Origin of the sequence: Pantoea phosphatilytica (assembly GCF_051025615.1) — a bacterium.
Classification (GTDB): domain Bacteria; phylum Pseudomonadota; class Gammaproteobacteria; order Enterobacterales; family Enterobacteriaceae; genus Pantoea.
Genome location: NZ_JBPFDF010000001.1, coordinates 76385 through 97284 on the forward strand (window position 1 = coordinate 76385; position 20900 = coordinate 97284).

The 20900-nt window shown below is 59.4% G+C and carries 22 protein-coding genes; 13 read left to right on the forward strand and 9 right to left on the reverse strand.

Going from position 1 to position 20900, the window contains the following annotated elements:
• Positions 1-33 precede the first annotated feature (33 nt).
• The 4 genes from ACR6AS_RS00405 (at position 34) to ACR6AS_RS00420 (ending at position 2768) form a co-directional block, all read left to right on the forward strand.
• Positions 34-174, forward strand: a complete 141-nt coding sequence (locus ACR6AS_RS00405) for a hypothetical protein (protein WP_199560026.1) — start codon at positions 34-36, stop codon at positions 172-174.
• A 197-nt stretch (positions 175-371) separates the two neighbouring features.
• A complete protein-coding gene (gene iraP, locus ACR6AS_RS00410; protein ID WP_293770914.1) occupies positions 372-620 on the forward strand; it encodes an anti-adapter protein IraP in 249 nt (82 codons plus the stop codon).
• Positions 621-734: 114 nt separating this feature from the next.
• Positions 735-1037: a PsiF family protein gene (locus tag ACR6AS_RS00415; protein ID WP_111140893.1), complete on the forward strand. Its 303-nt coding sequence runs from the start codon at positions 735-737 to the stop codon at positions 1035-1037.
• 204 nt (positions 1038-1241) lie between these two features.
• Positions 1242-2768 (forward strand): FAD-dependent oxidoreductase, encoded by a 1527-nt coding sequence (locus tag ACR6AS_RS00420; protein WP_111140892.1) that lies wholly within the window; start codon positions 1242-1244, stop codon positions 2766-2768.
• A 54-nt stretch (positions 2769-2822) separates the two neighbouring features.
• Here the strand turns inward: ACR6AS_RS00420 and proC are convergent, their stop codons facing one another.
• Positions 2823-3635, reverse strand: a complete 813-nt coding sequence (gene proC, locus ACR6AS_RS00425) for a pyrroline-5-carboxylate reductase (protein WP_111140891.1) — start codon at positions 3633-3635, stop codon at positions 2823-2825.
• A 162-nt stretch (positions 3636-3797) separates the two neighbouring features.
• Between proC and ACR6AS_RS00430 the strand changes: the two genes are divergently transcribed.
• Positions 3798-4253 carry a YaiI/YqxD family protein gene (locus ACR6AS_RS00430; RefSeq protein ID WP_111140890.1) on the forward strand — a complete coding sequence of 152 codons (456 nt, stop codon included), beginning with the start codon at positions 3798-3800 and terminating at the stop codon, positions 4251-4253.
• On the opposite strand, the gene ACR6AS_RS00435 is transcribed toward ACR6AS_RS00430, so the two are convergent.
• On the reverse strand, positions 4250-4972 hold the full coding sequence (locus tag ACR6AS_RS00435) for a DUF2076 domain-containing protein (protein WP_111140889.1): 723 nt from the start codon (positions 4970-4972) through the stop codon (positions 4250-4252). The genes ACR6AS_RS00430 and ACR6AS_RS00435 overlap by 4 nt on opposite strands.
• 315 nt (positions 4973-5287) lie before the next feature.
• On the opposite strand from ACR6AS_RS00435, the gene aroL reads away from it, so the two are divergent.
• The 3 genes from aroL (at position 5288) to ppnP (ending at position 6658) form a co-directional block, all read left to right on the forward strand.
• Positions 5288-5812: a shikimate kinase AroL gene (aroL, locus tag ACR6AS_RS00440; RefSeq protein ID WP_111140888.1), complete on the forward strand. Its 525-nt coding sequence runs from the start codon at positions 5288-5290 to the stop codon at positions 5810-5812.
• 110 nt (positions 5813-5922) lie between these two features.
• Positions 5923-6114 (forward strand): YaiA family protein, encoded by a 192-nt coding sequence (locus ACR6AS_RS00445; RefSeq protein ID WP_111140887.1) that lies wholly within the window; start codon positions 5923-5925, stop codon positions 6112-6114.
• Positions 6115-6367: 253 nt separating this feature from the next.
• The gene (ppnP, locus tag ACR6AS_RS00450; protein WP_111140886.1) at positions 6368-6658 is read left to right on the forward strand and encodes a pyrimidine/purine nucleoside phosphorylase; all 291 of its coding nucleotides are present in this window, start codon (positions 6368-6370) and stop codon (positions 6656-6658) included.
• Positions 6659-6877: 219 nt separating this feature from the next.
• Here ppnP and rdgC read toward each other — a convergent pair whose 3' ends face one another.
• Positions 6878-7789, reverse strand: coding sequence for a recombination-associated protein RdgC (rdgC, locus tag ACR6AS_RS00455; protein WP_434160764.1), 912 nt, complete (start codon positions 7787-7789; stop codon positions 6878-6880).
• 146 nt (positions 7790-7935) lie between these two features.
• Here rdgC and mak point away from each other — a divergent pair, with 146 nt between their 5' ends.
• Positions 7936-8847: a fructokinase gene (gene mak, locus ACR6AS_RS00460; RefSeq protein WP_293770906.1), complete on the forward strand. Its 912-nt coding sequence runs from the start codon at positions 7936-7938 to the stop codon at positions 8845-8847.
• Positions 8848-8926: 79 nt separating this feature from the next.
• Here the strand turns inward: mak and eat are convergent, their stop codons facing one another.
• Complete coding sequence (gene eat / locus ACR6AS_RS00465; RefSeq protein WP_434160766.1) at positions 8927-10291, reverse strand: ethanolamine permease; 1365 nt, start codon at positions 10289-10291, stop codon at positions 8927-8929.
• A gap of 247 nt (positions 10292-10538) precedes the next feature.
• Between eat and ACR6AS_RS00470 the strand changes: the two genes are divergently transcribed.
• Together ACR6AS_RS00470 and qhpR are read left to right on the forward strand one after the other, a co-directional pair.
• Positions 10539-11543: a phosphotransferase enzyme family protein gene (locus ACR6AS_RS00470; RefSeq protein WP_367396122.1), complete on the forward strand. Its 1005-nt coding sequence runs from the start codon at positions 10539-10541 to the stop codon at positions 11541-11543.
• A gap of 160 nt (positions 11544-11703) precedes the next feature.
• Positions 11704-12771 (forward strand): AraC-like transcriptional regulator QhpR, encoded by a 1068-nt coding sequence (gene qhpR, locus ACR6AS_RS00475; protein ID WP_418797355.1) that lies wholly within the window; start codon positions 11704-11706, stop codon positions 12769-12771.
• A 2-nt stretch (positions 12772-12773) separates the two neighbouring features.
• On the opposite strand, the gene ACR6AS_RS00480 is transcribed toward qhpR, so the two are convergent.
• Positions 12774-12995: a cell envelope integrity TolA C-terminal domain-containing protein gene (locus ACR6AS_RS00480; RefSeq protein WP_233498984.1), complete on the reverse strand. Its 222-nt coding sequence runs from the start codon at positions 12993-12995 to the stop codon at positions 12774-12776.
• 315 nt (positions 12996-13310) lie between these two features.
• On the opposite strand from ACR6AS_RS00480, the gene ACR6AS_RS00485 reads away from it, so the two are divergent.
• Positions 13311-13442, forward strand: coding sequence for a hypothetical protein (locus ACR6AS_RS00485; RefSeq protein ID WP_367396124.1), 132 nt, complete (start codon positions 13311-13313; stop codon positions 13440-13442).
• A 33-nt stretch (positions 13443-13475) separates the two neighbouring features.
• Here ACR6AS_RS00485 and ACR6AS_RS00490 read toward each other — a convergent pair whose 3' ends face one another.
• The 4 genes from ACR6AS_RS00490 to sbcD form a co-directional block, all read right to left on the reverse strand.
• Positions 13476-14582 (reverse strand): T6SS immunity protein Tli4 family protein, encoded by a 1107-nt coding sequence (locus tag ACR6AS_RS00490; RefSeq protein WP_434160768.1) that lies wholly within the window; start codon positions 14580-14582, stop codon positions 13476-13478.
• Positions 14579-14797, reverse strand: coding sequence for a hypothetical protein (locus tag ACR6AS_RS00495; RefSeq protein WP_367396126.1), 219 nt, complete (start codon positions 14795-14797; stop codon positions 14579-14581). Before ACR6AS_RS00495 ends, ACR6AS_RS00490 begins: the two co-directional genes overlap by 4 nt.
• 334 nt (positions 14798-15131) lie before the next feature.
• A complete protein-coding gene (locus ACR6AS_RS00500) occupies positions 15132-18806 on the reverse strand; it encodes an AAA family ATPase (protein ID WP_367396127.1) in 3675 nt (1224 codons plus the stop codon).
• On the reverse strand, positions 18803-20002 hold the full coding sequence (gene sbcD, locus ACR6AS_RS00505; RefSeq protein ID WP_293770894.1) for an exonuclease subunit SbcD: 1200 nt from the start codon (positions 20000-20002) through the stop codon (positions 18803-18805). The genes ACR6AS_RS00500 and sbcD overlap by 4 nt, the downstream gene beginning before the upstream one ends.
• A 197-nt stretch (positions 20003-20199) precedes the next feature.
• On the opposite strand from sbcD, the gene phoB reads away from it, so the two are divergent.
• On the forward strand, positions 20200-20889 hold the full coding sequence (gene phoB / locus ACR6AS_RS00510; RefSeq protein ID WP_111140019.1) for a phosphate response regulator transcription factor PhoB: 690 nt from the start codon (positions 20200-20202) through the stop codon (positions 20887-20889).
• The last annotated feature ends 11 nt before the right edge of the window (positions 20890-20900 follow it).

The following is a 20900-nucleotide window of genomic DNA, read 5'->3' on the forward strand; positions in this document are numbered from 1 at the left end:
ACTCAGCCCGATTTTTTTCACTCTGAGGTTATTATGATTCGAATCCTTAAGCTGGCGGCCATCCTGGCATTGGTCACAACGTTAAGCGGATGCCTCTTCCCGCCGCCGGGCGGCGGTGGCGGATGGGGCGGCCACGGTGGCGGGCCGGGCCGCGGATTTATCGATCCCCGTTAAGCGGAGTACGCGGCGGGCGAAACCGTTAACCGCCGCGCGGTCAGCCCGCAAAACGTTTCGCCCGCCAGAGTCAGCCGGTACCGGCGAAGAAAAGCGCCGGGATGCGGGCTAACTCACTGAAAAAAAGGCTGTTGCCCTCTGTTTTTTTAGCCAGCGTGGTGATAATTTCAGCGTTCCATCCTCGCTGAGGCAACAGTATGAAAAACCTGATTGCTGAGTTACTGGTTAAGCTGGCTGAAAAAGAGGCGACAGTGAAAGAGCAGGTGGCGCAGATCGAGGCGCTGGAAATTGTCGTCACCGCACTGATTCGCAAACTGGATCCGCAGCACCATCGCGAGATCATGACCACCATTGATAGCGCCATGGCCCATGTAGCCGATGACGATGATGATGCGCAACTGCTGCGCGACCACATCGACAGGCTGCTGCGGCATCCCCGCCACTGAGCCTTCCGCCCCCGCCGGGAATGGGATCTTCACATCACTTTGACCTGAAACATTTTCCGCTTTACTTATTCGCTGCCAGAATAACAGGGAACAATCCACACTGGAGATAACAGGATGAAAGTCGGTTTAATGGCAATGATGATGGCCGGTCTGCTGGTGAGTGGCGTGGCCGGTGCGGCAGAAAAAACCCCGCAGCAGGAGAAGATGACCGTCTGTAACCAGCATGCTAAATCGCAGGATCTCAAAGGGGATGCGCGCAAAACCTTTATGAGCGAATGCCTGAAGAAAGAGAGCAAGCTCTCACAGATGTCGCCGCAACAGATGAAGATGAAAAACTGTAACGGCGAGGCTGGCGAGAAAAAGTTAACGGGCGATGCGCGTAAAACCTTTATGAGCCAGTGCCTGAAAAAGAGCTGACCGCTTCTCCGGCCACTGCGGTGGCCGTTTCTTACCGCCTCACTGTCCCGATTAAATTACCTGCTTAAACAACAGGTTAACTTTCTGATAAATATTCCTCCTCAGGCTTCCCGCTTCCTTTGCCACACTTACTGTTTGTGAGGATTTACGCAGAACGCTGTTCTGCTACGTCGCCCCCATCAGAAGCGCTAAAGGAGCCATGCCGTGAATTATCAATTTATCGTCGACCTGAACGATCTGCCCCAGCGACAGCCGGTTAAAAAAACGCTTGGCGAAACAGACCTGTTATTGATCCGTGACGGGGAACATGTCCGCGCTTACCAGGCGAAATGCCCTCACGCGGGTGCGCCGCTGGAGCAGGGCGCGATCTGCGGCGACCGGCTGGTCTGTCCGTGGCACAAAGCCGCCTTTGATCTGGCCGATGGCAAAATGTGTGAACCGCTGGCGCTGGCCGATCTTAAACAGTACCCGCTGCGCATCGAAGAGGGGCGGGTGCTGGTGAACCCGAAAGCGATGTCGCCTGCCGCACCGATTGGCAGCGGGGCGGCCGCACCGGTTTATGTGGTACTCGGCGGAGGGGCGGCAGGGAGCGCCGCGCTGTGGCGTCTGCGTCACGACGGCTTTAAAGGCCGGCTCATCCTGGTGGAACGCGAAGCGGACGCACCCTACGATCGCACCGCACTGACCAAATTTGTCCCCTCCGGCAAAATGGCGATCGACGAGGTGCCGCAGCTGCTGAAAGCCGATGTCATGGACCATGTTGAGCGTATTCAGGCCCGGGTAAGCCGTCTCGATGCGCAGCAAAAACGGCTGATCTTCGATGATGGCGAAACGCTGAATTTTGACAGGCTGCTGATCGCCAGCGGCGCCGCGCCGGTGCTGCCTGAACTTCCGGGCCGTGACCTGGAGGGCGTCCACCTGCTGCGCAGTAAAGCGCAGACGGATGCGCTGCTGAAGGCGGTGGATGCCACTCATAAGATTGTGATTATCGGCAACAGTTTTATCGGCACTGAACTGGCCTCTGCGCTGCGTAACCGTGATATCGATGTCACCGTGGTTGCCCGTCAGGCGCTGCCTTTTGCGAAACGGTTCGGCGAGCAGATTGGCCGCTATTTTTATCAGCTGCATGCGCAAAACGGCGTGAAGTGGGTGCAGGGCGAGATCGAAGCCCTGGAGGGGGAGCAGCAGGTCAGCGGCGTCCGGCTCAAAGGCGGGCAGCAGGTCGCGGCCAGCGTAGTGCTGTTTGCCACCGGCGTCAAACCGGTCACCGACTTTATCCACGATCTGCCGCTGGCTGAAGATGGCAGCCTGCAGACGGATGAACAGTTGCGGGTCGCGGACGCAATCTGGGCGGCCGGTGATATCGCTACCTATCCGTCAGCCCAGGGGCCGCTGCGCATTGAGCACTATCGTGTCGCCCATCAGCAGGGACAGACCGCCGCCTGGAATATGCTGGATCGGGCCGTCGCCTATGATCGTGTGCCGTTCTTCTGGACAGCCCAGTACGGCACCCGTTACGAGTATCTGGGTCATGCCGAAGAGTGGGACAATTTTCAGCTGCTCGGTTCGCTGGAGGAGAAGAAGTTTATGGCGTTTTATGGACAGCAGGGGAACGTGGCCGCGATCTGCTCATGCGGCCTCTACACGCTGACCGCTGAACTGATTGAACGGATGCAGCAGCCGATGACGCTGGAGGAGGCGGTGGCGCTCTGCCAGCCACACCTCGGTTAATGCGGGCGCAGGGCGACGGCGTGAGCCGGTTCGTCCTGCGTTTTCATGCCACCGTCAGCTGCGGCTCAGCGCCTCTGACTTCGCCATGCAGTGCTGCATCGCCTCAATCACCGCCGACCGCATCCCTTTCTGCTCCAGCACCCTGACCGCTTCGATGGTGGTGCCGCCAGGTGAACAGACCATATCTTTGAGTTCGGCAGGATGTTTGCCGGTAGTCAGCACCATCTCCGCTGCGCCTTTCACCGCCTGCGCCGCAAACTGGTAAGCCTGGGCGCGTGGCATGCCGCCAGAAACGGCCGCATCCGCCATCGCTTCGATAAACATAAACACATAGGCCGGTGCAGAGCCGCTGACGCCGACGACAGAGTGAATCAGATATTCATCCACCACCGCCGCTTTGCCAAAGCTCTCAAAGATCGCCACGACCTCGTCGATTTCAGCCTGCTCAACCAGCACATTTGGCGTCACCGAGGTCATACCCTGGCTCACCAGCGAAGGGGTATTCGGCATCGCCCGGACAATTTTGCGATCGTAACCCAGCACCGATGAGAGCGAGTCGAGCGTGACACCCGCTGCAATCGACACCACCATCGCCTCTTTTTTCAGGCTGCCCGACAGCTCTTTCAGGACTTTCAGGATGACATTCGGCTTCACCGCGCCGAAGAGAATGTCCACCTCGCGCGCCAGCGCCTCTGCGCTCTCTGCTGCACGAATGCCATACTCCTCCGCCATCGCCCGATTCGTTTCGGCTTTGCGGTCGTAGACGAAAATATCTGATGGAGTGACTTTTCCACTCTTTACCAGTCCGCCGACGATGGCTTTCGCCATGTTTCCGCCGCCAATAAACCCGATTTTTTTTGTCAGCACCGCTCTCTCCTCAGGACAGTCGTCATTTTGTTATCAGGCAGCTTACTTCAGCCAGCCTGAATAACAAGTCATCGTCACTGCCGGACAGCGCAGCGCAAATAAAATTTGCCATTTAAACGGAACCCGGCAAGATCGAGCCTTCTCTGACTGTAAGGAATTAAGATGTCTATCTGGGTCGATGCGGATGCCTGTCCGAATGTGATTAAAGAGGTGCTTTATCGTGCGGCGGACCGCACCGCGACCACGGTCACTTTTGTGGCGAATCAGTTTCTGCGCGTACCGCCATCGCCTTATCTGCGCACGTTGCAGGTACCTGCCGGGTTTGATGTCGCGGACAACGAGATCGTCAGACGTGTGCAGCCTGGCGATCTGGTGATCACTGCGGATATTCCGCTGGCGGCGGAGGTGATTGAGAAGGGAGCGGCGGCGCTTAACCCGCGCGGCGAACGTTACTCACCGGCGACGATTCGTGAGCGCCTGACCATGCGCGATTTTATGGACACCCTGCGCTCAAGTGGCGTGCAGACCGGCGGCCCCGCGACCATGAGTCCGCGTGACCGCCAGCAGTTTGCCAATGAGCTGGATAGCTGGCTCACTCAGCAGAAGCGTGGCAATTAAACGAAGCTGTCGTCATCGTCGAAATCGCTGCCGCCAAAATCGTTAAGATCGCCATTGTTGGCATAATCCGTGTCCCAGCCGCTATTCTGATCCAGGAAGCTGCTGTCGTTGCCGCCGTTAAAGCTATCAGCCTGATCGTCGCCACCGTTAAAGGTGTTGAGGTTATCGTTGATCTCAGGCAGCGGCGGTTCGTTGATAATGTTAACGATCTCCTCCGGCTGCGAGTGATGGAACATGCTGGTCAGCATATCCGCCATCACCACGCCGCCTGCGACGCCCACGGCCGTCTGCAGTGCGCCGCCCAGGAAGCCGGTGCCGCGCGGTGCCGCGGCCTGCGCGGGTGCATACTGCTGCTGAGCCGGTTGCTGTGGCGCACTGTTCCACGGCGACTGCTGCTGCTGAACAGGCTGCTGCTGGCGCGAACCGCTGCCAAACAGCCCTGACAGAAAGCCGCCGCTGCTCTGCGCGGGCTGCTGCTGTTGCTGCTGTTGCAACTGAGTAACCTGGCTTTCCAGCGCCGATATCTTCTCATTCAGTTTTTTCAGCGCCGCTTCCTGAATCAGGATCGCCTGCGCCATATAGTAGGGGGCGCCAGGCTGGGTCTGAAGATGCTGGTTTATCAGTTGTTCGGCTGCGGCATCCCGAGCCACGGTCTGGCTTTCAGCCTGTTTCAGACGGCTGAACAGCCCTTCGATCAGTTGTTGTTCTTCGCGTTGCATGATGACTCTCCTGTGGCGATGGTTAACAGTATATGTGGGCGCCAGCGGGAAAAGTAAAATCGGGGCGGTAAGCAAATATTGCCAGCCGCGATTATCCCCGGTTTTGCGCAATATTTACCGCCCTGTCTGGCCGCTGATGCACAAAGTGTGCATGGGTTTGGCCTTGAAAAGATAGAGATTATCGCCGTTAAGGAGACGAAAATGCGTAAATCGTGCCTGACGGGTGGAGGCCATAATAATTTCCAGTTATCATGCGTCGCATTAATCAGCACACCATGCAGCCGCATCGCGCGGTCAGGCGGAGGAACGGCCCTGATGTCACTACCCATCTTTTTGATTGGCGCTCGCGGTTGCGGCAAAACCACGGTCGGCGAGGCGTTGTCGCAGGCGCTGGGCTATGCCTTTACGGATACCGATCACCATCTGCAGCTCACTACGCAGCGCAGCGTGGCCGAGATTGTGGCAGAGGAGGGCTGGGAGGGGTTCCGCGCCCGTGAAGCGCAGTCGCTGCGGGCCGTCACCGCACCCTGCACCGTCATCGCCACCGGCGGCGGAATGGTTCTGGCTGAAGAGAACTGCCGTTACATGCAGGAGCAGGGACAGGTCATCTGGCTCAGTGCATCGCCGGAGGTTCTGGCAGAGCGGCTGGAAAGTGAACCCGAAGCGGCTCAGCGTCCGACCCTGACCGGGCGGCCCATCGCAGACGAGATGAGTGATGTGCTGCGCGAGCGCGCGCATCTCTATCAGGCCGCAGCGCACCATCAGGTGGATGCCATGCAGTCACCTGAGCGGGTGGTGGAGGCGATCCTGCTTTCGCTCTCCCTGGCGCGCGCCAGCTGACCTCAGATTTTTCCCGCTTCCGGCCCGCTTCAGACTCCATTGTCTATACTGATCCCATGGCAGGCAGCAGCCTGTCCTGTGGAATGTTATTCAGACAAGAGGGACACCGTATGCCGACCAGACCACCCTATCCGCGTGAAGCGAAAATCGTGCCTGTTGAGAAGGGCCCTGAAGGAAAGAAAGTCACGTATTATGAACTGCGTGCCGATCATCCCAAACCCAATTCGTTAATCAGTGAGCATGAGACGGAAGAAGAAGCGCGTGATGCCAAAGCGCGCTACGAAGACGTCGAAAAAGAGTAAATGCTGATGCTGGCAGGGAAGCCGGCCTGTTTGCCTGCGGCGTTTTGCCCGCAGAGGCGGATCTCACAGCCACCTGACATTGCGTCTGTGTCCTTTCTCCGCTTATTCCCTCCTTTCCCCCTCGTATCAGGGCGATTTCCGGCTCCTTGCCCGGCCCGGCTGAAGAGATCACAAACGGCCATGATTTCGCGTGACAGATCAGCAGGTTCCCTTCTACACTGCCAGACACACACATGTGCTCTGGAGAACGGTTATGCTCAACATCAGTGAGTATTTTGACGGAAAAGTTAAGTCTATCGGTTTTGATAGTGCGAGCACGGGCCGTGCCAGCGTGGGGGTGATGGCAGAAGGGGAATATACCTTCGGAACCGGCCAGCCGGAAGAGATGACCGTGGTCAGCGGTTCGCTTAAGGTGCTGCTGCCAGGCGAAACCGAATGGAAATGGTTTGAAGCGGGTTCAGTGTTTAACGTGCCCGGCCACAGCGAATTTCATCTGCAGGTCGGCGAACCCAGCTCCTATCTCTGCCGTTACCTGAAAGGTTAAAAAAAGGGCCGCTCAGCGGCCCTTTTAGTTTGCGGCGAACCGCGCACCGGGTGATTCAGGCAGCAATAAACATGCGTTACGCCCCGGTAACAGGTCCAGACCAGGAACGTCCCGCCCCGGATGACATTTTACGTCCCGCCGATCTGAGCGTGTTTCAGCCCTGACCGGATCTTACCGCCAATGCGGGCAGACCGTGCCTGAGTGATGCCGCCGGGTGACTTAACGCTGAGCTTCGCCGCCGAGTGCTTCCACCAGATTGCTGGTCAGGGCGGCCAGTTCGCAGGTCATCAGGATAAAGTCCGCATCGAAGCGCTGGGCAAAATCTTCGCGGTCGATGTCGTCATTCTGGTCGCGCAGCGTATCGCTGAACTTCAGGCGCTTCACTGAACCATCGTCGGCCAGCACGAACTGAATACGCTCCTGCCAGTCGAGGGCCAGTTTGGTTACGACTTTGCCCGCTTCGATATGGTTGGCGATCTCATCGCATACCAGATCCTGTTTTTTGCAGCGGATCACGCCGCCATCTTCCAGCAGGGCTTTCAGCTCCGCTTCGTCCATCAGCGCAAAACCGGCGGGCAGATCGCCCGAACGCACCCATTCGGTCAGGGTCAGCTCAATCGGGTTTTCCAGCGTCAGGGGCACCACCGGCAGGGAACCCAGACTTTTGCGCAGCAGCGCCAGCGTATCTTCCGCTTTTTTCGCGCTGGCACAGTCCACCATAATCAGGTTGTTGACCGTGTCGATCCACATAAAGGTCTGGCTGAAACGGCTGAAGGCGCGCGGCAGCAGGCTGTGCAGCACTTCATCTTTCAGCGAATCTTTTTCGGTCTTCTTCAGCTTACGGCTCTGCTCTGCTTCCAGCTTGTCGATTTTCGCTTCCAGCGCCTGTTTCACCACCGGCGAAGGCAGAATTTTCTCTTCTTTGCGGGCGCAGATTACGATCTGACCCTTATTTTCATGGGTCAGGGCGTCGCTGCGGTTGCCCATCGGCGGGACCCAGCCCGTCTTGCTCATATCCTGACTGCCACAGGGCGAAAACGTGAAAGCGTCGAGCTGTTTTTCCATCTCATCTGCGGACAACGGAATGTCACGATTCAGACGATAAACCATCATATTTTTAAACCACAACATCGGGATTCCTTACCGTAGCGCGATCGGGCGCACAAGTCTGCGAGAGTCAGCGCGCATGATAACGAAACATGGGCGTGGTTTCATTGCCTTTCCGGCAGAGCCCTTTTACTGTATTTCTCACCTGACTCATCAACGAGGAATTCACCTTGCGTATAGGCATCGATCTCGGCGGCACCAAGACAGAAGTCATCGCGTTGTCAGATAAGGGAGAGGCGCTGTTCCGACAGCGGGTGAATACCCCGCGTGATGATTATCAGGCAACCGTGCAGACGATTGTCGATCTGGTTTTCCTGGCCGAGCAGAAAACCGGCGAAACCGGCACGGTCGGCATCGGGATCCCTGGCTCACTTTCGCCCTACACAAAGCGGGTAAAAAATGCCAACTCGACCTGGCTGAACGGTCAGCCGCTGGACAAGGATCTGGCCAGGATGCTGAACCGGGAGGTGCGTATCGCCAACGACGCCAACTGCCTGGCGGTGTCGGAAGCGATCGACGGGGCCGGGGCCGGTCGATCGGTCGTCTTCGCCGTGATCATCGGCACCGGATCGGGCGCGGGCGTGGCGATCAACGGAGAATCACGCATCGGGGGCAACGGCAACGCCGGTGAGTGGGGCCACAATCCGCTGCCGTGGATGGATGAGGATGAACTGCGTTATCGTGAGGAGGTCCCCTGTTACTGCGGTCAGAAGGGCTGCATAGAGACCTTTGTGTCCGGCACCGGCTTTGGCATCGACTACCAGCGGCTGAGCGGGGTTCATCGCAAAGGGGCGGAGATCGTCTCGCTGCTGGCGCAGAAGGATCCGATCGCCGGGCTGGCGATGAGCCGCTATGAGATCCGGCTGGCGAAATCGCTGGCGCATGTGGTGAACCTGATCGATCCCGATATCATCGTGCTGGGCGGCGGCATGAGCAATGTGGATCGTCTCTACCAGACCGTGCCGCTGCTGATGAAGACGTGGGTGTTTGGCGGCGAGTGCGAAACGCCGGTTTGCAAGGCGCAGCATGGCGACTCCAGCGGCGTGCGCGGTGCCGCGTGGCTCTGGCCGCTGCACGGCTGATGCCGGGATCTTCGCTGGCGATTCAGCGCCCGATGTCAGGCGCTGAATCGTTCATCACTGTTGCGCGACTGAGCCGCCGCTATTCGCCCACCAGCATACTGTCCTGCGGAGCCTGCGCGCGCTGCGTTTTGGTCGCCAGAAAGTAGAGCCAGCCTGCCAGCATAATGGCAACAAACAGCGCGCCAATCACCGGGTTGAACCAGAGCATCGCCAGCAGGCAGACCACCGACAGCAGCAGGGCGATGCCAGGCACCACCGGATAGCCAGGCGCCCGGAAACTGCGCGCCATCTCCGGCGCGCTGCGCCGCAGTTTAAACAGGCTCAGCATGCTCATGATATACATCACAATTGCGCCAAACACTGCCAGCGTAATCATCGCCGCCGTCAGCGTCATTCCCTGCAGATTAATCACGCCGTCGCTGTAGATCGCTGCAATACCCACGACGCCGCCGAGAATAATGGCCCGATGCGGCGTATGGAAACGCGACAGTTTTGCCAGAGAGGGTGGCAGATAGCCCGCGCGAGCCAGGGCGAAAAACTGGCGGGAATAGCCGAGGATAATGCCGTGGAAGCTGGCAATCAGGCCAAACAGCCCGATCCAGACCAGCATATGCATCCAGGTCGAATGTTCGCCGACAATCATTTTCATCGCCTGCGGCAGCGGGTCATTGATATCGGAGAGTTTCCGCCAGTCGCCTGCGCCGCCCGCGAGCAGCATCACACCAATCGCCAGCACCACCAGCGTCAGAATCCCGCTGATGTAGGCGCGGGGAATGGTTCGCTTCGGATCTTTCGCCTCTTCAGCCGCCATCGCCGCGCCCTCGATGGCGAGGAAAAACCAGATGGCAAAAGGAATCGCGGCGAAAATGCCGGAGAAGGCGGGCAGACCGAAACTGTCGCTGCCCGCCCAGCCGTGTGCGGTAAAGTTAGCCAGGCTGAAGCCGGGTGAGACGACGCCCATAAATACCAGCAGCTCCAGCACCGCCAGTACGGTCACCACCAGCTCAAACATCGCCGCCAGCTTCACGCCGAGAATATTCAGCGTCATAAACAGCAGATAGGCGCCCACCGCCGCAGTTTTCGGGTTAAGAGCGGGATACTGCACGTTGAGATAGGCTCCGATCGCCATGGCAATCGCCGGGGGCGCAAAAACAAACTCAATCAGCGTCGCCAGACCGGCGATCAGCCCGCCGGTTTCGCCAAAGGCGCGGCGGCTGTAGGCAAAGGGGCCGCCCGCATGGGGGATCGCGGTGGTCAGTTCGGTGAAGCTGAAAATAAAGCAGGTATAGAGCGTGGCGATCAGCGCGGTGGTCACCATAAATCCCAGCGTGCCCGCCACGGCCCAGCCATAGCTCCAGCCAAAGTATTCGCCTGAGATCACCAGGCCAACCGCAATTCCCCACAGATGCAGCGTGCCCAGCGTGGGCTTGAGTCTGTCTGTCATACCGTTATCCCCGTCGTTGTTGGTCTCACGCGGCGTTACACCGCCATGACGCTAAAGCAGTGATAATGCCGAAGCCCGGCGCGGCGCGACTTGACGCAGGCGCAGTGATTTCTGTCCTCCGCGGTCAACTCAGCGGCAGCAACCGGGCTGGCTGCACGCTGCGGTCAACTTTGTCTCTTCTGAGGTCAAGCAGCGCCGCAGCCGGCGACGCATGCTGAGTTCACGCAAGTGACCAGGAGCCGGAGTGATGAGCGCTAAACAATATGACAATCTGAATGATTCCCAACTGACCCTGATGGCCCGGCAGGCGCTGGCCTGTTATCCCGCCGCGCTGCAGGGCACGCTCAGCCTGCTGTGCCGATCGGAGAACGCCACCTTTCTGCTGCAGGCCGCTGGCCGCCGTTATGCGCTGAGGCTGCACCGTGGCGATTATCATCAGAAGGCAGACATCGCCAGCGAACTGCTGTGGCTCGATGCGCTGCGCGAAACCGGCATCATGGTGCCGGAAGCGGTGCCGGATAAGACGGGCGAAAAGGTCCTGACGCTGCGGCTGCCGGATGGCGGAGAGCGTTACGCCGTGCTGTTTCACTGGATCGAGGGGGAGATGCCCACGACCGAGGTCGATCCCCGCGCTTTTCAGCAGCTCGGCCAGATTACCGCGCGGCTGCATCAGCACAGCAAACAGTGGCAGCCGCCTGCGGGTTTCCGCCGTATTATCTGGGATCACGACACCATGACCAGCGCCCGCAGTCACTGGGGACGCTGGCAGGATGCGCCCAATCTCCCTGCCGCCGATCACGGCGTGGTAGAGCAGGCGATCGCGCAGGTGGGATCGGCACTGGCGCAGTTTGGCAAGGGATCGGATCGCTATGGCCTGATCCATGCCGATCTGCGGCTGACCAACCTTCTGCTGCACAAAGGGGAGACGCGGGTGATCGACTTCGACGACTGCGGGCTGGGCTGGTATCTGCACGATCTGGCGGCGGCGATCAGTTTTGTGGAGCACCATCCGCGCGCGCCAGAGTGGATCGAACACTGGATCCGCGGTTATGAGCAGGTGGCGCATATCAGTGATGCAGAGATAGCCGTGCTGCCCGCGCTGCTGATCCAGCGCCGTATCCAGCTCACCGCCTGGGTGGGATCGCATGCGGAAACGGAAATGGCGCGCAGCCTCGGGCCGGAATGGGCCAGCCACTCGGTGCGCCTCTGCCGCCGTTATCTGGCGGGCAGTGCGCTGCCGGTCGGCGCCTGATGCACCAGCGGCGGGCGTCCCTGCGCCGCCGCAGTGCCGGTTAACAGGTTTCTGCGCCTACCGGGCCGCCCGCAGGCCGCATTCAGGGTTGCGGGGACCTGGTATGGAACTTGCTCAGAGTTCGGTGAGGGTGATCCACCTGAATCTGACAGAGGCGACCATGAATCCGACACTGATAAAACCCGATGCGTTTGCTGCCTGCTCTGCCGCGACAGGGGCAGGCAATCACGGCGTGCTGGCTGCGGCAGCGACCGGATTAAGCGAGTTTATCTATACGCAGGGCGGCGATGCCGATCGCATCTTCGGCATCAGCGGCATCGATCCGGAACGGCTGGCCAGCCCGACGCTGAGCCTGGGGCTGGTGAACTACTGTCGGGTGCTGGAAGAGGCGGCGCGCCACTCCGGATCTGATAACTTCGGTTTGCACTACGGCAGGCAGTTTAAACCGCAGTCATTAGGCCTGATCGGCTACATTGGCCTCTGCTCCGACACCCTGGAGCAGGCGCTGCAAAACGTGGTAGCCGCGTTTCCCTGGCATCAGCACGATACGCTGACCCGTCTGGTGGATAAGGGCGAGTGCTGGCGGCTTGACTATCAGGTGCGGCACGGTGCCATCCTCTCTCGCCGCCAGGATGCCGAGCTGACGCTGGGCATGTTTATGAACCTGATCCGCCACGTCGCGGGCCGCCACTGGGCTCCGCGTGAGGTGCACTTTGAGCATCCGCGTCCCGGCCAGTGGCACGATCACTGCAAAGTGTTCGATGCGCCGGTCTGGTTCGATCAGCCATTTAACTCGCTGGTGATCCCGAAGCGCGATCTGCTGCGTGCGATGCCGGAAAGCGATCCGATCCTGTTGATGGTGATGCAGGATGCGATCCGGCGGCTCAACCGGGGCACGTCGCAGCAGAGCATGATCGAGCTGGCCCGTTCGCAGGTTAACTTATCGCTGATGCAGGGCGAACCGGTGCTGGAGGAGGTGGCCGATAAACTCGGCCTGTCGAGCTGGTCACTGCAGCGGCGGCTGCGTGAAGAGGGCTGCAGCTTCAGCGCGCTGGTGGATCAGGTGCGCTGCGAAATGGCCACACACTATCTGCAGCAGAAACAGCTGCCTATCTCGGAGATGGCCCTGTTGCTGGGCTACTCCGAAGTCAGTGCATTCTCACGCGCCTTTCGCCGCTGGTTTGGCATCAGTCCGCGTCAGTGGCGGCAGGAGGGGCTGGCCAGCTAACGCTAAGGTGCAAAGCCAAACCACGCTGGCTGATCCGGTTCCGGCGGAGGCGGCAGATCGCGGCTCTGTGCCACCAGTTGCCAGGCGCGCAGGCAGAGCGCCTCATTGCCTTCGGTCTGCGTTACCGCATACCGTCCACTCGGCTGCCACTCCATCCGCACCAGACATTGCTGACCCGCGTAACGCGACGCATCGCTGAACTGCTGGTTCAGGACTGGCTGCATTTGATTAGTCCAGTGACAGGCTTTGCTGTCAGGGTCCCGTGCGATATCACAGAGATTTGCCACGCTATTCTTTTTCTTTACAGGCGTTTGCTGACAGGCGCTGAGTGAAATTGCAATAATTACCCCAGGCAATACTCCCTTCATTACATTAATTAAATTCATTTAAATGGCTAATTTCCCTGAAAGATCTGGCGGTCTGCTGCCGACAGTTTACAGCGCGGCCTGATGAATGCTATGGCATTCCTCTGACTGTCGGCAGAACCAGAATTTACCGCACCTGAGCGGATGACCTCTTCTTTAACTCATGGATTAGAAATGAAGAGAAAATATGCCTTTGCGGCACGCTTTCTGGTAACCGCGTCGCTGACCAGCGATCGTCTGCTGGCGCACAACGAGCAGGGTGGTTTGCTGACCGGACCACGTTACAGACTCGCCAGCGTCCGCTGATCAGACTCTGACGGGCGCTCTGGCGCCCGTTACTCAGAACGCATTATTTCTGATGCGGAAGGAGCGGGTGATGCGGTCCCATATCTCTACCAGTTCTGCTTCACTGTAAGCCGGGGGAGGCAGGGCGTGATTGCTGAGCGTCAGGTCAAGATTGGGATGCCTGAAGTCTGCTGTTTTCTCATTGGCTATGGCAGTAAACAGTAACTGTGCTGTCGGATTATCCGGAGATTGTTCTGAAGGCGCAGTGGCAAGCCATTCGCTGGCCGCAAAGTCAGCAATCTGTTTCTTTTCCTTACGCAGCGTTCTGGCGTTAATTCCTGAAAGATAAGACTGGATTTCACCGCTTCGCTCCATCATGTCGGTACTCTCTTTTAAGGCATTATTGCTCCAGACGACGAAAGAAAAGATCGGATTATGGGGGTAAATAAAAGTGATATCTTCCTGTGGCGTCCCCTTACCGTCGCGGATAAATCCCTGTGAAATGCAGGTGCCGGGCTGAGCCGGTATTTCATCATCTTTACGCCCGCTCAGGCGCGACATTAAATCCTGCAGCTCAGCCAGCTTCCGGGATTTAGTGTTAAGAGAATATGTATTTACACCAGCCCTGATTAAGCTTTCTTTACTTTCCTGATATTTAGGATCTGACAAATCGTTGATTTCTTGAGTGAGAATAAATGCTACCCCGTCAGCGTACAGGTGCCCCTCCAGAATGCGGCCAAAGCCAGCCTCACTCTCATTTGTATTGCGATCAAATATCACCGCGTTTTCACTCATCCGGTACACCTGTTTAAGAAAAGGCTGATCCACTTTTCTCACTGTGTGCCCGTTCTGCAGCTCCTGCTCCCGCAGCCGGATACGCTGTGCAAACGCCGGCGGGTAGAGCCGCCTGCTGCTGATGCTGACTTCATTGATCTGAGCGCGGTCCGTGAGGGTATTTTCAAACGAGGCCGGAACCTCAAATACATAGCGCCCCACACACTGGGCTCTGGTGGTGGCAAACAGGGTATCGACCCTACGTTTCTCCTTGTCCGTTAACGCCGGTGGCGTATGCACAAACGTCACGTAGTTGTGAATAGAGAACCCTGCCGCCAGCAGGACTATCGCCAGCGGGAAAAGCAGCTGAAGAGGGAGCTTTCTCATGGTGCGGGCACCTGCTGCGCGATTTTTATTATGGAGCGGACCGTGAATACCAGGGCGTCCGACAGGTCGCTGTAAACTGACCGGGAGCGATCCACGGGAGCCGTTGCACGGGCATCTTCTTCTTTGGGGTGACAGATGAGTTCGAAGTGAAACCGCCCGTGGTCATTCCAGGCCGGGCGATGATAAGAGCGGTTTTCTTTTTTCCTGTCTTCCATGCGTCGGCTTCCTGCTCCCTGCGTCGGAAACCGGATTATCTGCATAAACATCCGGCCCTGAATTGATCGGGAAGGAAAATGCGTTAATTAAAACGCGCTGAAGGCACAGAGTGATGAGGCGTGGGGCAGGTTCTGTCTGTTTAGCAGGATTAGTCCGCAGGCCTGCCTTAACATCGAATCATCTCTGTCGTCTGTCGTCTGTCGTCTGACACAGTGCGGATTTCGAGTCCTGCCCGGGTTAGCTATTTTATCGCCTGAGAGGACCCGAAATTCCCTGTGATGTTTATGCCATGCGATCGATGAGCAGGGCAGGCATTTTAGTGATACGTGCCCGTTATCCCTGCGGCAGTTCCAGCTGGCTGTAACCTAATCCATTCATTTTTCGCACTTTAATCTGCACCGGAATGCGCTCTTTCATTGCCTCTACGTGGCTGATCACCCCAATCGTTTTACCGCTGGCGTTGAGCGCATCCAGCGCATCCAGCGCGGTGTCGAGCGTCCGGGCATCCAGCGTGCCAAACCCCTCATCCAGGAACAGCGATTCGATGCGTGTTTTATGGCTGACCAGATCGGACAGCGCCAGCGCCAGCGCCAGGCTGACCAGGAAGCTCTCACCACCCGACAGCGTGCGGGTATCACGCGCAGCGTCGGCCTGCCAGGTATCAACCACATCCAGCTCAAGCTGATCCTGGGCACGGCGCTGCAGCAGATAGCGGCCATGCAGCCGGTCAAGCTGGCGGTTCGCCAGCGCCACCAGGTGATCCAGCGTTAATCCCTGAGCGAAACGCCGGAACTTATCGCCGCTGGCGGAGCCGATCAGATCGTTGAGCAGGCTCCACTGCGCCAGCGCCACGCTATCCTGTTCGATCTGCGTCATCAGGCTCTGCTGCCGGGCGCGCAGGCTGGCATCGCTGTTGAGCTGCTGCTGAATCTGCCCCTGCTGACTGGCGTTGTCACGCAGTGCCAGCCGTAACTGTTCCAGCTGCTCTGCCAGCGCAGTGGCCGATTCCGGCATCGCGGCGGGCCTGGCCTGCTGATGGGCCGCCAGTCGCTGCGCCAGATCCGCCAGACGAGCCTGCTGCTGCTGACATTGCTGATCAAGCTGCTGTAGCTGCTGGCGCAGTTGCACGGCCGTCTGCTCATCCAGCAGCGCCGCGCGCAGGTGCTCTTCATCCGCAAAGCCGGCGTGCTCCAGGGCCTGGCGCAGGGCCGTTTCCGCCTCCGCCCGTTTGTGGCAGAGACTCTGACGCTGAGCTTCCAGCGCCGAGCACTCACCCTGCAGGCGACTGACCTCCGCCTGCACCTGCTGCAGGGCGGTCAGCTGCTGCGTCAGTTGTTCATCGCACTGCTGAACACGCGCCTGCATCTGCTGACGGGCGTGTGCAACATCGCGATCGCCAAACAGCGCCTGGCGCTGCTGCCGCATTTCGCTGAGCTGCGTCTGGCTCTGCTGCTGCTGTTGCAGACGGGCGGCGAGCTGCTGCTGTTCCTGCTCCGCCTGCTGCTGCAGGGCAGTGAGCTGAGTTTCCCCTTTAAGCAGCTGAGGCTGAAGGTTAGTGAGCAGTTGCTCACTTTTCTGCCACTGCTGCCAGCGCGTCTGCTGTGTCGCCAGCCAGGTTTCACGATCGGCAGCGGCAGGGAGAGTCAGATCGTGAGCGCTGAACTGCTGTGCCAGACGGCTCTGTAGCGTCTGCCACGCCTGCTGCTCCTGCTGCTGACGCAGTTGCAGCGCCTCCAGCGACTGCTGCAGGCTGGTGAGCGACTGCTGAGCGAGCTGTTCAGCCTGCTGATGCTGCTGCCAGGCCTGCGACTGCTGAAGGTAGTGATCTTTCGCAGCCTGACGCGCCTGTTCTGCGGCTTCCTGCGCCTGGCGCTGCTGCTCAAGCTGACTTTCACGTTCGCTTTGCTGCTGCTGCCATGCGGCTAACGCCTCGCTATCGGCAATCGGGAAGGTGAGTGCCAGCTTACTGCTCAGCGCCTGCCATTGCTTTTCAAGCTGATCGAGCTGCTGCTGCGTCTGCGCGATCTCCTCACGCAGGCTCTGTTGCTGCAGCGCGGATTGTTTCAGCTGCTCTCCTCTGGCTGTGCCCGCTTCACGCAGAGCCTCTGTCTGCTGCTGCAGCGCAGCCCTACGCTGCTGGTTAGCACTTACTTCCAGCGAACTGTAGGCCTCCACAGCGGGATGCGTACAGGAGCCGCAGAGCGGGCAGGGCTGATCGGCGGTGAGACGCGCGCGGTAATCGCTGAGATCGACGATCTGCTGCTCCAGCGCACAGATTTTTTCGACATCGTCCAGCTGCTGCTTTTCGCGTTTCCACGTCTCGCGCAGGGTCTGCAGTTCCGCCTCGCTCTGCTGATGCGCTTTTTCCAGCGCGCTCAGTCGCTGCTGGCGCTGACCGAGCTGCAGGTGCAGCGGCTGCCACTGCGTGGCGAGCAGCAGCAGTTGCTGCCGGGCCGGACGGCTCTGCTGCAACTGGCTCTGCGCCTCACGCAGCGCCGCTGGCGGATGCTGCTCCTGGAGCGAAGTCAGCACTTGCTCCGCCTGCGACAGCGCCGCGCGTGCCTGTTGTTCCGCCTGCTGACGCGGCAGCGCCTGTTGTGCCTGCTGCTGTAGCTGCGCCTGCTGCGCGGCGATCTGCTGTTGCTGCTGTTCAGCCTGCTGTGCCAGGCCAGCCAGCGTTGCCTCACGCTGAGCCAGCAGCGCAAAGTTCTCCTGCCAGACGGGCAGAGCGGCACCCCACTGTGCCACATCGGCCAGCTGCTGACGTAACTGATGCTGTTCTGCCATCGCCTGCTGCCAGGCGGCGACCTGACGCGTCTGCGCTGTCAGGGTGAGCTGCGTCTGGTCCAGATGCTGCTGCTGCCGGCTGTTCTCCTGCTGCTGTTCCTGTAGCGACTGCTGCAGCGTTGCGATTTGCTGATCCAGCGGCAGCACCTGGTCAGTCAGCAAACTCTCCTGCTGCTGCTGTTCCTGCAGCACCTGCTGGCGGGCGGTCTGGGTGACGGCGTAGTGCTGCTGATGCAGCTGTTGCTGCTGCTGTGCCTGCTCTGCGTCCGCCGTGCGTTGCTGACAGCGGCTCGCCATCTGCTGCTGATCGGTGCGCAGCGTGTCGCGCTGCTGCAGGATGCTGCGCAGTTTTTCTGCCGGTTCGCTGCGGGCCAGCCGCTGACGGTCATCCTCTGCCGCCAGTGAGGCTGCCTGTGCCTGCTGAACTGCGGCCTCCGCCTGTTCATGTTCCAGCTGAAGCTGCTGCGTCTGCTGCTGCCACTGCTGCTGCTGCTGAGCCTGCTGATAGTGTGTGCTGAGCCGCTGTTCCGCCTCGGTGAGATCGGCGAGCTGCTGCTGCAGCGCCGCACGCGCCGCGTCATCCAGCAGGGCCATCGCGCCCGCCTGACTGCGCAGCAGATCCAGCTGGGTCTTCGCCTCTTTGTGGCGCTCATAGATCGCGGTGGAGATCAGGCCGTAGATCTCTGTGCCGGTCAGCTCCTCCAGCAGTTCGGCGCGTTCGCTGGCCTTCGCGTTGAGAAAGGCGGCGAACTGCCCCTGAGAGAGCATCATTGAGCGGGTAAAACGCTCGAAATCGAGCCCGGAGAGGGTTTCGATCAGCTTTAGCTTGTCGCCGACCTTATCGGCGACAATGACGTTGTCGGCGCAGCGCGCCAGCTCCACGCGCGGCGCCTGCAGCTTGCCGTCGGCGGTACCGCGTGCGCGGTTCTGGCTCCAGAAGGCGCGCCAGGCTTCCCCTTTGATCTCAAACTCTACTTCGGCGAGACATTCCGCGCAGTCGCGGGTCATCAGCGCATTCTGGCTCTGGGATATCGCTCCCAGGCGCGGCGTCTGGTGATAGAGCGCCAGGCAGATGGCGTCGAGCAGGGTGGTTTTACCGGCCCCGGTGGCACCGGTAATGGCGAACAGGCCGTTGCTGGCAAAAGGTTCGGCACGGAAGTCGATGAACCATTCACCGCGCAGGGCATTGAGGTTTTTAAACCGGAGCGTGAGGATCTTCATTGCGTCTCTTCCATGGCGGCCAGCGTCTGGCGGAACAGGGTGGTCATCTCGTCAATCTGCGTCTCATCCAGCGCCTCATCCAGCGCCAGGCGGCGGGCGAAAACCTCCTCCACCTTCAGCTCATTCAGGGTTTCATTGTCGAGCCGCGCCAGGCTCTGCTGCCGCTGTTCACGGCTGCGGCGAAGCAGCAGGACCTCTACCGGCAGCGCGGCGGTCAGGCTCTCGACCTGCCGCTGCAGGTCACTGAGGTACTCCTGGGTGGTGACTTCGATGTCGAGCCAGGTGGGCTTCGCCTGCTGAACTGCGCTGAAGGCGTTGAGCTGCTCGGCGATCTGCGCCAGCGATCCTTTCAGCATCCGCATCGGCTGCGTCTGCGGCACCACCAGTGGCGTGACGGATTGCAGACCACTGGCCGCCAGCTCGAGCAGAAAAACGCTTTTTTCGCTGCCCAGCTCGTCAAAACTCAGTGGAATCGGCGAGCCGCTGTAGCGGATATGCTCGCTGCCCGCAACGCGCTGAGCGCGATGGATATGGCCCAGCGCGATATAGTCAGCCGCCGGGAAGGCGCTGGCGGGGAAGGCGTCCAGCGTGCCGATATAGATGTCGCGCACCGAATCGCTCTGGCTGACGCCGACGGTGGTGAGATGGCCGGTCGCGATGATCGGCAGCGCATGGCCCAGCGCCTGCGCGGCGGCGAAACGCTGCTGATAGTGATCGGCGATCGCCTCCAGCAGCGAGGTCTGCTTGTCACGTCCCGACTGGCCCGCCCGGCTGCGCAGGATATCGCGCGGACGCAGATAGGGAATGGCGCAGAGCAGTGCGCCCGGCTCGCCCTGGCGGGTCCTGAGCAGCAGCACGTCGTCATTCTCCTGCGGCGTGGCGATCACCCGGGTATTGAGACAGGCGAGCAGTTCACGCGACTCATTCAGCGTGGCAACGGAGTCGTGGTTGCCCGCCAGCACGACCAGCTGGCAGCCCGTCGGCTGCAGTGCGACTACAAAGCGGTTAAACATCTCGCGGGCATAGCTGGGCGGCGTCCCGGTGTCGAAGAGATCGCCCGCGATAATCAGCGCATCCACCTGATGCTGTTCTATCTGGATCAGCAGCCAGTCGAGAAACGCCTGATGTTCCGCCGCCCGGCTTTTGTTGTAGAAGAACTGCCCCAGATGCCAGTCCGCAGTATGAATAATGCGCATGATGAGTCCCTGCCGTTGTGATTCGCCCGGCGATTATACGGGCTCTGCGGCCAAAGCAAAAAAATGTCGTGGCCCTGTCATAAATGATTACCCACGAGGTTACAGGCAGGTTATGTTTTTCATAAAAGTGTCACAAATCTGACGCATAATGGCGCCGCGAATCTCAGTGACAGCCGTCATAATCTGCAGGAGTAATAATGGCTAAGCGCATTCTGGTTGTGGAGGATGAAGCCCCCATCCGCGAAATGTTGTGTTTTGTTCTGGAGCAGAACGACTATCAGCCGATTGAGGCGGAAGATTATGACAGCGCCGTGGGCAAGCTGATTGAACCCTGGCCCGACCTGATTTTACTGGACTGGATGTTACCCGGCGGCAGCGGCATTCAGTTTATCAAACACCTGAAACGCGAAGCGATGACGCGCGATATTCCGGTGATGATGCTCACCGCGCGCGGTGAAGAGGAAGATCGGGTGCGCGGGCTGGAAGTCGGCGCCGATGATTACATCACCAAGCCCTTTTCGCCGAAAGAGCTGATGGCGCGGATCAAGGCGGTGATGCGGCGTATTTCGCCGATGGCCGTGGAAGAGGTGATTGAGATGCAGGGGCTGAGTCTGGATCCCTCCTCACATCGCGTGATGTCCGAAACCACGCCGCTGGAAATGGGCCCTACCGAATATAAACTGCTGCACTTCTTTATGACCCACCCGGAACGGGTTTACAGCCGCGAACAGCTGCTCAACCACGTCTGGGGCACCAATGTCTATGTGGAAGATCGTACGGTTGATGTCCACATTCGCCGTTTGCGTAAAGCGCTGGAACTCTCCGGCCACGATCGCATGGTACAAACCGTTCGTGGAACAGGGTATCGTTTCTCTGCCCGCTACTAAACGGAGCTTTT

Bases quoted from the DNA above. Each gene is read 5' to 3' on its own strand.
- ACR6AS_RS00480 (WP_233498984.1), bottom strand. From the start codon at position 12,995: ATGCAGCCAGTCCTGAACCAGCAGTTCAGCGATGCGTCGCGTTACGCG.
- ACR6AS_RS00430 (WP_111140890.1), top strand. From the start codon at position 3,798: ATGTCTATCTGGGTCGATGCGGATGCCTGTCCGAATGTGATTAAAGAG.
- ACR6AS_RS00490 (WP_434160768.1), bottom strand. From the start codon at position 14,582: ATGAGAAAGCTCCCTCTTCAGCTGCTTTTCCCGCTGGCGATAGTCCTG.
- ACR6AS_RS00445 (WP_111140887.1), top strand. From the start codon at position 5,923: ATGCCGACCAGACCACCCTATCCGCGTGAAGCGAAAATCGTGCCTGTT.
- rdgC (WP_434160764.1), bottom strand. From the start codon at position 7,789: ATGTTGTGGTTTAAAAATATGATGGTTTATCGTCTGAATCGTGACATT.
- ACR6AS_RS00435 (WP_111140889.1), bottom strand. From the start codon at position 4,972: ATGCAACGCGAAGAACAACAACTGATCGAAGGGCTGTTCAGCCGTCTG.
- qhpR (WP_418797355.1), top strand. From the start codon at position 11,704: ATGAATCCGACACTGATAAAACCCGATGCGTTTGCTGCCTGCTCTGCC.
- ACR6AS_RS00495 (WP_367396126.1), bottom strand. From the start codon at position 14,797: ATGGAAGACAGGAAAAAAGAAAACCGCTCTTATCATCGCCCGGCCTGG.
- ppnP (WP_111140886.1), top strand. From the start codon at position 6,368: ATGCTCAACATCAGTGAGTATTTTGACGGAAAAGTTAAGTCTATCGGT.
- ACR6AS_RS00485 (WP_367396124.1), top strand. From the start codon at position 13,311: ATGAAGAGAAAATATGCCTTTGCGGCACGCTTTCTGGTAACCGCGTCG.
- ACR6AS_RS00415 (WP_111140893.1), top strand. From the start codon at position 735: ATGAAAGTCGGTTTAATGGCAATGATGATGGCCGGTCTGCTGGTGAGT.
- iraP (WP_293770914.1), top strand. From the start codon at position 372: ATGAAAAACCTGATTGCTGAGTTACTGGTTAAGCTGGCTGAAAAAGAG.
- aroL (WP_111140888.1), top strand. From the start codon at position 5,288: ATGTCACTACCCATCTTTTTGATTGGCGCTCGCGGTTGCGGCAAAACC.
- ACR6AS_RS00500 (WP_367396127.1), bottom strand. From the start codon at position 18,806: ATGAAGATCCTCACGCTCCGGTTTAAAAACCTCAATGCCCTGCGCGGT.
- ACR6AS_RS00470 (WP_367396122.1), top strand. From the start codon at position 10,539: ATGAGCGCTAAACAATATGACAATCTGAATGATTCCCAACTGACCCTG.
- phoB (WP_111140019.1), top strand. From the start codon at position 20,200: ATGGCTAAGCGCATTCTGGTTGTGGAGGATGAAGCCCCCATCCGCGAA.
- sbcD (WP_293770894.1), bottom strand. From the start codon at position 20,002: ATGCGCATTATTCATACTGCGGACTGGCATCTGGGGCAGTTCTTCTAC.
- eat (WP_434160766.1), bottom strand. From the start codon at position 10,291: ATGACAGACAGACTCAAGCCCACGCTGGGCACGCTGCATCTGTGGGGA.
- ACR6AS_RS00405 (WP_199560026.1), top strand. From the start codon at position 34: ATGATTCGAATCCTTAAGCTGGCGGCCATCCTGGCATTGGTCACAACG.